The 12,721-nt window shown below is 56.1% G+C and carries 11 protein-coding genes; 6 read left to right on the forward strand and 5 right to left on the reverse strand.

Features of this window, described 5'->3' with window-relative positions; translation table 11 throughout:
• Window positions 1-18: 18 nt before the first annotated feature.
• The 4 genes from endA to metK all read right to left on the reverse strand — a co-directional run bounded on the left by endA (window position 19) and on the right by metK (window position 4,347).
• Entirely contained in the window at window positions 19-717 is a 699-nt protein-coding gene (endA, locus tag ACWPW2_RS18140; RefSeq protein ID WP_312119079.1) for a deoxyribonuclease I, read from the reverse strand.
• Window positions 718-804: 87 nt separating this feature from the next.
• A complete protein-coding gene (locus tag ACWPW2_RS18145; RefSeq protein WP_454124533.1) occupies window positions 805-1,311 on the reverse strand; it encodes a SprT family zinc-dependent metalloprotease in 507 nt (168 codons plus the stop codon).
• Between the two features lie 83 nt (window positions 1,312-1,394).
• Window positions 1,395-2,789: a sugar porter family MFS transporter gene (locus ACWPW2_RS18150; protein WP_076769185.1), complete on the reverse strand. Its 1,395-nt coding sequence runs from the start codon at window positions 2,787-2,789 to the stop codon at window positions 1,395-1,397.
• 403 nt (window positions 2,790-3,192) lie between these two features.
• Window positions 3,193-4,347 (reverse strand): methionine adenosyltransferase, encoded by a 1,155-nt coding sequence (gene metK / locus ACWPW2_RS18155; RefSeq protein ID WP_023480766.1) that lies wholly within the window; start codon window positions 4,345-4,347, stop codon window positions 3,193-3,195.
• Between the two features lie 406 nt (window positions 4,348-4,753).
• On the opposite strand from metK, the gene ACWPW2_RS18160 reads away from it, so the two are divergent.
• From ACWPW2_RS18160 to speA, 3 genes are all read left to right on the forward strand, one after another.
• A complete protein-coding gene (locus ACWPW2_RS18160; RefSeq protein ID WP_454124535.1) occupies window positions 4,754-4,897 on the forward strand; it encodes a hypothetical protein in 144 nt (47 codons plus the stop codon).
• A gap of 92 nt (window positions 4,898-4,989) precedes the next feature.
• The gene (yqgB, locus tag ACWPW2_RS18165) at window positions 4,990-5,169 is read left to right on the forward strand and encodes an acid stress response protein YqgB (RefSeq protein ID WP_152526142.1); all 180 of its coding nucleotides are present in this window, start codon (window positions 4,990-4,992) and stop codon (window positions 5,167-5,169) included.
• An 8-nt stretch (window positions 5,170-5,177) separates the two neighbouring features.
• Entirely contained in the window at window positions 5,178-7,154 is a 1,977-nt protein-coding gene (speA, locus tag ACWPW2_RS18170) for a biosynthetic arginine decarboxylase (protein WP_071789546.1), read from the forward strand.
• A gap of 119 nt (window positions 7,155-7,273) precedes the next feature.
• Here the strand turns inward: speA and loiP are convergent, their stop codons facing one another.
• On the reverse strand, window positions 7,274-8,032 hold the full coding sequence (loiP, locus tag ACWPW2_RS18175; RefSeq protein ID WP_279794201.1) for a metalloprotease LoiP: 759 nt from the start codon (window positions 8,030-8,032) through the stop codon (window positions 7,274-7,276).
• 276 nt (window positions 8,033-8,308) lie between these two features.
• On the opposite strand from loiP, the gene tkt reads away from it, so the two are divergent.
• From tkt to epd, 3 genes are all read left to right on the forward strand, one after another.
• Window positions 8,309-10,300, forward strand: a complete 1,992-nt coding sequence (tkt, locus tag ACWPW2_RS18180; protein WP_454124538.1) for a transketolase — start codon at window positions 8,309-8,311, stop codon at window positions 10,298-10,300.
• A gap of 231 nt (window positions 10,301-10,531) precedes the next feature.
• Complete coding sequence (locus ACWPW2_RS18185; protein ID WP_023480846.1) at window positions 10,532-11,281, forward strand: phage antirepressor KilAC domain-containing protein; 750 nt, start codon at window positions 10,532-10,534, stop codon at window positions 11,279-11,281.
• 412 nt (window positions 11,282-11,693) lie between these two features.
• Entirely contained in the window at window positions 11,694-12,713 is a 1,020-nt protein-coding gene (epd, locus tag ACWPW2_RS18190; RefSeq protein ID WP_454124540.1) for an erythrose-4-phosphate dehydrogenase, read from the forward strand.
• The last annotated feature ends 8 nt before the right edge of the window (window positions 12,714-12,721 follow it).

Genomic DNA, 12,721 nt, shown 5'->3' on the forward strand with positions numbered 1-12,721 from the left:
CAATGGCGCTAGTGTAGGTTAGCTCTTTCGCGCCATGCAAGCGCGCTGCACATACGGGTTATGGTTGCCCTGAACGGCCGCGATACGCTCATCGCGCGTGCACTCCCACGCAGTGACCGGATAGAGCTTATCCCACGCGGTGAAAAGCTGGGTTTGCTGGCGTGAGAGCGGTAGCTGGTATTGATCGCGCATATAGAAGTAGGTGCGGGCAATTGCGCCACGCGCGCGCGCCGGTGGTTCAGCCAGCTTCGCTTTAAAATCGACCTTCATCTCGCACTGGCCATACTGCCCTTCACCGCCGTTCCACTGGCTGTACATGAAGTTGCCGCGATCGCCATTCACCTCGCCCACGGCGGGTTGCAGGTTATGCATATCGCTCTCAATCTTGCGGTAGCCCGGATCCTTGGCGCACTGTTTGCGCCCGCCATCTTGCCAGCACTGACGCAGGTGGCCGAACTGCCAGGCCGGCATCACATGCTCCCACTCGATGCGGCTGGCGCGGTTCTCATTTTTTCGCACTTTATAGCCGCAGGAGGCGAGATCGACGACCCCTTTTTTGCCCTGCCAGTTGATTTTACAGCCGCAGTAAAAATCACCCGGCGCGTCAGCATTCACTTTCACACCGGCCGCTTTGGCCTGGGAAAAGTTGTTGATACCGTTGGCGGCCAGGGCAGGCACTGCCAGCAACGTGAAGAGAAAAGGTATAAAACGGAACATAGCGAACTCCCTGTCAAAACGAGCTCGCAACGTAGCGGAAGGTGCTTCCTGATGCAATCAGTTAGCGCATAAAACTTCTTAATGGATTCAGTTAGCCGCTTCAGCCATTAACGGCTCGCCGCAGCGCACGCAGCGGTAGATCGCCTCGCCGCGCACTACCCGATTATGGCGACGCAGGGTCAGCTGATGCTGCTGGCATTTACAGCGGTAGGGGAAGGTGTTGCGCCGCACCGATTCCAGTTCAAACTGATGCGTTCGTCGCGCAGGCACGCCGAGCACGCTCTCCATCATCCACTTCCACTCTTTGCCGTGCGGCGCAACGCGCCCGAACTCTTTCCACACCAGCAGATGCGCCAGCTCATGCGGAACCACTTCGTCAATAAAAGCTTGCTGGTTTTCCAGCAGCAGCACCGGGTTGAGGCGAATTTCGTAGTCGGCAAGCCACGCCGTACCGGCGGCAGTGCCGCGCTGTTGATAGACCAGTTTCGGTTCGGGGTACTCACGCTCCAGCTTCTGGTTAGCGAGGGCGAGTTTATCCCGCAGGCTACGCATAACAGCTTGCTGGAGGGCGATAGGGAGACGGGGTGTTTTCATAACTGCAGAGAATAGGATGGGCGGGACGGGAGTGCAATAAGCAAAAAAGGCTTCCTCCGCAGAGGAAGCCTGAAGGGTGTTAATCAGTCACGGGAACCAATTTCACGCAGCGGACGGCCACGCATCAGGTTGCGCTCGATGTGCTCCAGCGAAACGTGTTTGGTTTCCGGCACCAGCCACAGGGTGAGGAGGATGAACAGCACGTTCAGACCGCCGTACACCCAGAAGGTGTTGGCGTTGCCCAGCGTGTTCAGCATCGTCAGGAAGGTCGCGCCGACAATCATGTTGGCGATCCAGTTAGTGGCGGTGGAGAGGGTGATACCAAAATCGCGGCCTTTCAGCGGCTGGATTTCGGAGCAGAGTACCCAAATCAGCGGACCGGCGCTCATGGCGAAGCCGATGATAAACATCAGCAGCATGGCGACAGCGAAGTACTGCGCAGACGGCGAGTGGATGCCCATATGCAGCATCGTGCCGAGAATACCCATACCGGCGGCCATCACCATAAAGCCCAGCACCAGCGTCGGTTTACGGCCCCAGCGGTCCACCAGACCGATAGCGATAAAGGTGGCCAGCACGTTGGTCAGACCGACGATTACCGTTCCCCACATCTGTTCGGTGGTGTTGGTGTAACCCGCCAGTTCAAAGATTTTCGGCGCGTAATACATGATGACGTTCATGCCGGTGAACTGTTGCATGATCTGCAGCAGTACGCCGAGGAAGACCGCGCGGCGGAAGTTGCTGTTCTCTTTAAACAGCGCCCAGCCGGTCTGCTTCACTTTCAGGCTTTCGCGGATCTCATCCAGCTCGTTTTTCGCTTCGGCGCTGGTATCACGCAGGCGCAGCAGCACCCGTTCAGCATCGTTGAAGCGGCGTTTCGCGGCGAACCAGCGCGGGCTGTCCGGAAGGAAGAAGACGCCAATCAGCAGCAGCACCGCCGGAATGATGATCACGCCCAGCATCCAGCGCCATGCGCCGCTGTAGCTGAACGCAGTATCAGAAAGGTACGCGCCGAGAATACCGATGGTGATCATCAACTGATACATCGAAATCATACTGCCGCGGATTTTTTCCGGTGCGATCTCAGAGAGGTAGAGCGGAGCGGTATAAGAGGCGATACCAACCGCCAGGCCGAGCAGCACGCGTGAAACGATCAGGAACTCGACGTTCGGTGCGGCGGCAGAGCAGAGAGAGCCGATAACAAACAGCACCGCGCCGATCATCAGGCTCTTTTTACGCCCGAGACGCCAGGAGAGCCAGCCGCTGCCGACTGCGCCGACGGCAGCACCAAACATCATTGAGCTCACCACCCACTCCTGAGTGTGCGAGCTGATTTGAAAATCTTCCGTGATGAAGGGCAGTGCGCCCGCAATCACGCCAATATCCAGGCCAAAAAGTAATCCTGCCAGTGCTGCGAGGAAGCAGACAAAAAAGGTCATGGCCTTGTTGGAATGCTTCTGTTTCTTATTGTCAGGCATTATGCCCTCCATTCATGTCATTAATTTTTCGTGATAAACGTTAGGTCACTCATAAGCGAAAAGTCGTGATATGCATCACATGAGTGTAATCGGTTACATTTCGGGCAGGCCACGAATGTAAATAAAAGTGTTGAGGATTATAGGATTCTTGACAATGAATGGTTAATTGCAGGCCGTTATTTCAGACTAAACCGAAGCGTAATGTAACAATTATGACGCGTGACCGTTTCAACCGGTGAGAGAAGGGGAGGATTTCGTTGAGCGCCTGATGTAATCGCTTTCAAATGAAATAGTTACGGGCAGAGTGAGTATAGCTGTACAAATGGCATTGGATGGTCATAACATGCATAAAAACGAAAAAGGCCAGCGCGAGGCTGGCCTTGATAGCGGTGCGGTCAGTGGATTATTTCAGGCCGGCAGCATCGCGCAGCAGCGCGGCTTTGTCGGTTTTTTCCCACGGGAAAGATTCGCGACCGAAGTGACCGTATGCAGCGGTCTCTTTGTAGATCGGGTGCAGCAGATCCAGCATCTGAATCAGGCCGTACGGACGCAAGTCGAAGAACTCACGCACCAGCAGCGTTAACTGCTCGGTGGAGACCTTCTCAGTACCGAAGGTTTCAACCATGATCGAAGTCGGTTCTGCCACGCCAATGGCGTAGGAGACCTGGATTTCACAGCGGTCGGCAAGGCCAGCAGCAACGATGTTTTTCGCCACATAACGCGCTGCGTACGCTGCGGAACGGTCAACTTTCGACGGATCTTTACCGGAGAATGCACCGCCGCCGTGACGGGCCATGCCGCCGTAGGTATCAACGATGATTTTACGGCCGGTCAGACCACAGTCGCCCATCGGGCCGCCGATAACAAAACGGCCGGTCGGGTTGATAAAGAATTTGGTAGAGGCGTTCAGCCACTCGGTCGGCAGGATCGGCTTGATGATCTCTTCCATCACCGCTTCCTGCAGCGATTTCTGGTCGATATCTTCTGAGTGCTGGGTAGAGAGCACTACAGCATCAATGCCAACGATTTTGCCATCGTCGTACTGGAAAGTGACCTGGCTCTTCGCATCCGGACGCAGCCACGGCAGGGTGCCGTTTTTGCGCACTTCTGCCTGGCGTTCAACCAGACGGTGAGCGTAGGTGATCGGGGCTGGCATCAGCACGTCGGTTTCGTTGGTCGCATAGCCAAACATCAGGCCCTGGTCGCCCGCACCCTGCTCCAGCGGATCGGCACGGTCAACGCCCTGGTTGATATCCGGAGACTGCTTACCGATTGCGCTCAGTACGGCGCAAGAGTTGGCGTCAAAGCCCATGTCAGAGTGAACATAGCCGATATCACGCACGGTATTACGGGTGATCTCTTCGATATCCACCCATGCGCTGGTGGTGATTTCGCCACCGACCAGCACCATGCCGGTTTTCACGTACGTTTCACAAGCGACGCGCGCTTTAGGGTCCTGCTCGAGGATTGCATCCAGCACAGCGTCGGAAATTTGGTCAGCGATTTTGTCAGGATGCCCTTCAGAGACGGACTCGGACGTAAAAAGGTGTTTTGCCATAATAAATTTTCACCTGGTGTAATTCGGTTAGATCGAATTCTGTGTTCGGCTCTCTTCGCGGTGGCTACGCAAAGATGACACAAGAAGTCTGAGTGTTAATCGGTCTGGACGGATTAACATCTGGACGGCTATTTTAGGTTACTTATTCATCCCATTGCCAGCGTTTTTTGATGTATTCCATAACCTGAGGTCTATAGTGACGGAAAATTTTCCCGGCAAAGGGCTAATAACAGCTTTTTTATTTTGCTTTTTCACCCGGTTATCGGTATAAAACGCCGCGCGCGGCTCATCAAAAAAGCGCACGGCATCGCTGCTGTGTCGCCACTTCCAGCCGGGTTAAGCAGTGTATTTAATGGCTTTGGCTTGTCGCGGGTCGTCATGGCTTGCGTGGAGGTGATACGAAATAATGAACCGTCGTTTTCTGAATATTCTGCCGCGTCGTTCTGACGTGCACGCACTTCCCGTCATTCGCATCTCTAATCTGCAAACCAGCCGATGTTATCCCCATTTCGGCGCTTCTCAGGACTCCAGGGCCGGTAAGGCATTGTGATAACTGAACAAGGGCTCTCCTGAGTATCAGGAGTTTTCTCGTGGTTTCGCCGGGCTGTCATACTCGGGTCCGGACAGATGTTTTACTATCATATGAACCAGAAACCGGTCGCGCAGTCGGTGCTTTGGCATGTTATGCCGAAAATCATGGCTGTTTATGGGTTGTTATCGCTATGTGTCACTGCGATAGTAGTCAACTATTTCATCCCCGTGTCGCTTCGCCTTGCCAATGAGCAGCGTGACGTTCACAGGGTATACACTTTGCTTAAGTGAGGTTCGCAATGTCTGACGACATCTCTTCAGTTTCGCCTTCGTCAGCAGGCGAACACGGTGCACTACGTTCCATGCAGGAGGTAGCGATGAGCTCCCAGGAAGCCAGCAAGATGCTACGGACTTACAATATTGCCTGGTGGGGCAATAACTACTACGACGTCAACGAGCTGGGCCACATCAGCGTGTGCCCCGATCCGGATGTCCCCGAGGCGCGTGTCGATCTGGCACAGCTGGTGAAAGCGCGTGAAGCGCAGGGCCAGCGTTTACCGGCGCTCTTCTGCTTCCCGCAGATCCTGCAACACCGTTTGCGCTCGATTAATGCCGCCTTCAAACGCGCGCGTGAATCCTATGGCTATAACGGCGACTACTTCCTGGTTTACCCGATCAAGGTTAACCAGCACCGTCGCGTCATCGAATCCCTGATCCACTCCGGCGAACCGCTGGGGCTGGAAGCGGGTTCCAAAGCTGAGCTGATGGCGGTACTCGCCCATGCGGGTATGACCCGTTCGGTGATCGTCTGTAACGGCTATAAAGACCGTGAATACATCCGCCTGGCGCTGATTGGCGAGAAGATGGGCCATAAAGTCTATCTGGTGATCGAGAAGATGAGCGAAATCGCCATCGTGCTGGAAGAAGCCGAGCGCCTGAACGTTATTCCGCGCCTTGGCGTGCGAGCGCGTCTGGCATCGCAAGGCTCCGGAAAATGGCAATCCTCCGGCGGTGAAAAGTCGAAGTTTGGCCTGGCGGCGACGCAGGTGCTGCAACTGGTTGAGATCCTGCGTGAGCGCGGTCGTCTGGACAGCATTCAGCTGCTGCACTTCCACCTCGGTTCGCAGATGGCCAATATTCGCGATATCGCCACCGGCGTGCGTGAATCAGCCCGTTTCTATGTTGAACTGCACAAGCTTGGCGTAAATATTCAGTGCTTCGATGTCGGCGGTGGCCTGGGCGTGGATTATGAAGGTACCCGTTCGCAATCCGACTGCTCCGTTAACTACGGCCTGAACGAGTACGCCAACAACATTATCTGGGCGATTGGCGATGCCTGCGAAGAGCACGGTTTGCCGCACCCGACGGTGATCACCGAATCGGGCCGCGCGGTCACCGCGCACCATACGGTGCTGGTCTCTAATATCATTGGCGTTGAGCGCAACGAATACACCCCGGCTATTCCGCCAGCGGAAGACGCACCGCGCGCGCTGCAAAGCATGTGGGAAACCTGGCAGGAGATGCACGAGCCTGGGACGCGCCGTTCGCTGCGCGAGTGGCTGCATGACAGCCAGATGGATCTGCACGATATTCACGTTGGTTACTCTTCCGGCACCTTTAGCCTGCAAGAGCGCGCGTGGGCAGAGCAGCTCTACCTGAACATGTGCCATGAAGTGCAGAAGCAGCTCGATCCGAGCAACCGCGCGCACCGTCCGATTATCGATGAACTGCAGGAGCGTATGGCGGACAAGATGTACGTCAACTTCTCCCTGTTCCAGTCGATGCCGGATGCGTGGGGTATCGATCAACTCTTCCCGGTGCTGCCGCTGGAAGGGTTGAATCATGCGCCGGAGCGCCGCGCGGTGCTGCTGGATATTACCTGTGATTCCGATGGTGCTATCGATCACTATGTCGATGGCGACGGCATTGCCACAACGATGCCGATGCCGGAGTACGATCCGGAGAACCCGCCGATGCTGGGCTTCTTTATGGTCGGCGCCTATCAGGAGATCCTCGGCAACATGCACAACCTGTTCGGCGATACCGAAGCGGTTGACGTGTTTGTCTTCCCGGATGGCAGCGTGGAAGTGGAGCTTTCTGACGAAGGCGATACCGTGGCCGATATGCTGGAGTACGTGCAGCTCGATCCGGGCAAGCTGTTAACCCAGTTCCGCGATCAGGTTAAAGAGACCGGGCTGGACGATGCGCTGCAGCAGCAGTTCCTCGAAGAGTTCGAAGCGGGTCTTTACGGCTATACCTATCTGGAAGATGAGTAACCTCATCTCACTGCGTAAGCCGCAATGAAATTAATCCCCCTCCCGGCCCTGGCCCGGAGGGGATTTTTTTATCTGCGCTGACGGCGTAATAAAAAGGAGGCGAGCGCCTCCTTTATTCATTACTTGATGCCGTCTGCGGCCATACGGTCGCGAATGTGCTGGGCACGGGCTGCTGAGGCCGGGTGATCGTCAAACATTGAGCTTTGACGGCCCTGGTCCATCTTCGCCAGTTTTTCGAAGCTGGTGGCTAAACCAACCGGGTTGATGCCGCGCTTGCGCAGCAGATCGTAAGAGTAGTCATCCGCTTCCGACTCCTGACGCTGGGAGAACTGTGAATTGACCAGTTTTTCCCCGAGCGCGCCAAGCTGCGACTGGGACAGGCTACCAACCACGCCGCCCGCCGAGGCTGCCGCTGCGCGCACCGCATTGGTACCGAGCGCGACCTGCATCCCTTTCTTCACGTGGCCGAGCGCAACGTGGCCCATTTCGTGGCCAACTACCGCTTCGACTTCATTGTCGGTCATCATATCCATCAGGCCGCTGTAAACGCGGATGCAGCCATTCGCCATCGCAAAGGCGTTAACGTCTTTAGTGACATACACCTTGTAGTTCACCGGCTGGCCGTTGATGTTGTCGCCAAGGGCGGCGGCAATTTTGTTCACACGCTGGCTGTATTCGCTGCTTGCTGGTGCGATGGTCGCTTTACTGTCCATCTGCTTACAGGCGTCGTCACTCAGGGCAATAACCTGCGCATCGCTCAGGGTGTAAGCCTGAAAGGCTTCTGCGCCGGAGCTGAGAAAACCGTTTGAATCCATGTTCTGACAACCGGCAAGCAGGGTGGTCATTCCCAGAGCAAGGAGGGCTGGGCGAATTTTCATTTATTATCTTCCGCAATGATTGAGTCGTTTTTGCTCCGCCGTTCTTCTACACGAGAGGGCGGTGAGCGCCAGTATAAAGAAGAGAGTGTTGGACGGGCGAGGAGATTGCGCAACTTGCGAGCGGCTTCCAGAGATTTCTGAAGCGCAAAAGGATGCTCCATGTACATGATTAACCGCTTGGGTTACATTGTTGGCACTTTTTTCCGGCGTAGCCCAAAACGCGCTGTCGTCAAGTCGTTACGGGATTAGCCCTTAACAGTCCGATCTGGAGTCAAAATGTCCTCACGTAAAGAGCTTGCCAATGCTATTCGTGCGCTGAGCATGGACGCGGTACAGAAAGCCAAATCCGGTCACCCGGGAGCCCCGATGGGCATGGCAGACATCGCCGAAGTGTTATGGCGTGATTTCCTGAACCATAACCCGACGAATCCTGCATGGGCTGACCGCGACCGCTTTGTGCTGTCCAATGGTCACGGCTCGATGCTGATCTACAGCCTGCTGCACCTCACCGGCTACGATCTGCCGATTACCGAACTGCAGAACTTCCGCCAGCTGCACTCCAAAACTCCGGGTCACCCGGAAGTGGGTTACACCGCTGGCGTTGAAACCACCACCGGCCCGCTGGGGCAGGGGATTGCAAACGCAGTCGGTATGGCGATTGCCGAGAAGACGCTGGCCGCGCAGTTCAACCGTCCGGGTCATGACATTGTTGACCACTTCACCTACGCCTTTATGGGCGACGGCTGCATGATGGAAGGCATCTCCCACGAAGCCTGCTCGCTGGCCGGTACGTTGAAGCTGGGTAAACTGGTTGCGTTCTATGACGACAACGGCATCTCTATCGATGGCCACGTTGAAGGCTGGTTCACCGACGATACCGCAAAACGCTTTGAAGCCTACGGCTGGCACGTTGTTCGCGGCGTAGACGGCCACGACGCTGATGCCATCAAACGCGCCGTTGAAGTAGCACGCAGCGTCACCGACAAACCGTCGCTGCTGATGTGCAAAACCATTATCGGTTTCGGCTCGCCGAACAAAGCCGGTACCCACGACTCCCACGGCGCGCCGCTGGGCGACGCGGAAGTGGCGCTGACCCGCGAACAGCTGGGCTGGAAACACGCTCCGTTTGAGATCCCGTCTGAGATTTACGCGCAGTGGGATGCGAAAGAAGTGGGTCAGGCGAAAGAGTCTGCGTGGAACGAGAAGTTCGCCGCTTACGCGAAAGCGTTCCCGGAGCTGGCCGCTGAGTTCACTCGTCGTATGAAAGGCGATATGCCGGAAGATTTCGCGGCGAAAGCCAACGAGTTCATTGCCAAACTGCAAGCGAACCCGGCGAAAATCGCCAGCCGTAAAGCTTCCCAAAACGCTATCGAAGCGTTTGGCCCGCTGCTGCCGGAGTTCCTCGGCGGTTCCGCTGACCTCGCGCCTTCCAACCTGACCCTGTGGTCCGGCTCGAAAGCGATCAATGAAGATGCCGCAGGCAACTACATTCACTACGGCGTGCGCGAGTTCGGTATGACCGCGATTGCCAACGGTATCTCTCTGCACGGCGGTTTCGTGCCGTACACCTCCACCTTCCTGATGTTCGTCGAGTATGCGCGTAACGCGGTACGTATGGCGGCGCTGATGAAGCAGCGTCAGGTGCTGGTTTACACCCACGACTCCATCGGTCTGGGTGAAGATGGCCCGACGCACCAGCCGGTTGAGCAGGTCGCTTCCCTGCGCCTGACGCCGAACGTCAGCACATGGCGTCCGTGTGACCAGGTAGAGTCTGCGGTTGCGTGGAAATATGGCGTTGAGCGTCACGACGGCCCGACGGCGCTGATCCTTTCTCGCCAGAACCTGGCGCAGCAGGAGCGTACCGAGCAGCAGCTGGCTGATATCGCTCGCGGCGGTTACGTGCTGAAAGATTGTGATGGTCAGCCGCAACTGATCTTCATCGCCACCGGTTCTGAAGTGGAACTGGCCGTTGCTGCATGGGAACGTCTGACGGCTGAAGGCGTGAAAGCGCGCGTGGTCTCCATGCCGTCTACCGACACCTTCGACAAGCAGGATGCTGCTTACCGTGAATCGGTGCTGCCGAAAGCGGTCAGCGCGCGCGTGGCGGTGGAAGCCGGTATCGCCGACTTCTGGTGCAAATACACCGGCCTGAACGGCGCGGTTGTTGGCATGACCACCTTCGGTGAGTCTGCGCCGGCAGAGCTGCTGTTCGAAGAGTTTGGCTTCACCGTGGATAACGTGGTCGCCAAAGCGAAAGAGCTGCTGTAATCCTCATTACCCGGTAGCGTTTCGCTTACCGGGCCTGCACTATCCCGTGCCGGAGCAGGCGTCATCGCCCTCCGGCACGTCTACGTTATGCCCCCGCCACGCTCTCCTTTTTTTACTGAACGCTCTTAAAGCACCCATGATCTATGTGTAAAAAATATACTGGATATCTATCCAGTAAGTTGTATACTATTTCCTCACCTTAACTGATGTGAGTTTGAGTAAGGAGTGAACATGCTGATCTCTGGTGAACATCTCAATTCGCAGGCTGCCGCGTCGACCATCAGCAGCCGCGAAATCGCGAAGCTGACGGGCGTAACCCATGCCGAAGTCAAACGGATGGTTAAAAGCCTGGAAACTGCGCAACGTCTTTCCCAGCCGGTAAGTGCCAATGCTTACGAGCGCGAGGGCGAAATGCGGCAGGAGTTTTTGCTCAATAAGCGCGACTCACTGTTGACGGTTTCACGCCTTTCTCCGGCTTTTACCGCCGAAATGCTCGATCGCTGGCAAGAGCGCGAAAAAACCGTCGGCCTGCCGGATTTTACCAATCCTGCCGCAGCGGCACGCGCCTGGGCGGAGCAGTATGAAAAACGCCAGCGTGCGGAAGCGCAGCTTGCCATTACCGCGCCTAAAGCGGAGTTTTTCGACCAGTATGTGCGGGTTGAAGAGTCGCTCGGTTTCCGCCAGCTGTGCAAAATGCTGCGCGTGAAAGAGCCGCAGTTCCGCCGCTTTTTGCTGGAGCGCAATATCATGCAGCGGGTTAACGGCGCGCTGATGCCGCCGCAGTACCATATCGATGCGGGTTACTTCACCGTGCATGGCGGCGTGGGCGAAAACAGCCACAGCTGGTCGCAGGCGCGCTTCACCGCGAAGGGCGTCAAATGGGTGGCCGATCTGTGGGCGAAAGAGCTCTCTTCGCAGCCGGTTGAGATGCCGCGTGCGGATCGCACCGAACCGCAGGTGCCTGAGCGCAGCTGGTTTTAAGCCGCGTTTAGCGCACGGCGTTTTATCGCAGTAGTGGGGGAGTGAAACGGGTTCAGAGTAGCCCTCATCAGCCCGATCGATTTAATGGTTCACAACACACTCTCCCGTCTGATAAACCAGCATGGACGCTTTTCTCTCCCCTTGGTTCGCTTTTCTGGCTCTCAGCTAAACCCTGCCTTTTCCCGTCAATTATTCCAGCAAAAATGTGATGCAAGTCAGATTACTGGCGAATCCGTCTGGACAATCATTCCTTTTATTCCAGCTTTCGCTTATTCTAGCTGAAGCGTTTCAGTCGGCTAAATGTTCGACAAATAAGCAAACAGACGCAGTTCAGGCAGGCGAGGATTCCCCTCTGGTGGCGACTGGATTACTCTGTCATCCACTTCAGGCGGGCTGGCCTTGCAGGAGAGTTATGAGCCTACGCATAGCGATTAACGGTTTCGGTCGCATCGGGCGCAACGTGGTTCGGGCACTATACGAATCAGGGCGTCGCGCCGAGATCACCGTGGTGGCAATCAATGAACTGGCGGACGCCGCGGGGATCGCGCATCTGCTGAAGTACGACACCAGCCACGGGCGTTTTTCCTGGGATGTGCGCCAGGAGCGGGAGCAGCTATTTATTGGCGACGATGCCATTCGCATCCTGCACGAAAGCGAGATTTCAGCGCTGCCGTGGCGCGAGCTGGGCGTTGATATCGTGCTTGATTGCACCGGCGTTTATGGCAGCCGTGAAGATGGCGAAGCCCACCTGGCGGCAGGCGCGAAAAAAGTGCTCTTCTCTCATCCCGGCAGCAGCGATCTCGACGCAACCATCGTCTTTGGCGTGAACCACATGACGCTGCGTCCGGAAGATCACCTTGTCTCCAACGCCTCCTGCACCACGAACTGTATTATTCCGGTGATCAAACTGCTCGACGAGGCTTACGGCATTGAGTGGGGAACGGTAACGACAATCCACTCGGCGATGCACGATCAGCAGGTGATTGACGCCTATCATGCCGATCTGCGCCGTACACGCGCAGCCAGCCAGTCAATCATCCCGGTCGATACCAAACTGGCGGCGGGCATCTCGCGCATTTTCCCGCAGTTTAATGACAAATTCGAAGCGATTGCGGTGCGCGTACCGACCATTAACGTCACCGCGATTGATTTAAGCGTAACGGTGAAAAAGCCGGTAAAAGCGAGTGAAGTCAACCAGTTGCTGCAAAAAGCAGCGCAGGGAACATTTCATGGTATAGTTGACTATACGGAATTACCGTTGGTCTCAATTGATTTTAACCACGATCCGCACAGCGCCATTGTCGATGGCACGCAAACCCGGGTCAGTGGTTCGCACCTGATTAAAACCCTTGTGTGGTGCGACAACGAATGGGGCTTTGCTAACCGTATGCTCGACACAACGTTAGCGATAGCTGCAGTGAGTTTCAGGTAAGGCACGCG

Source organism: Kosakonia sp. Marseille-Q7440 (assembly GCF_965119485.1).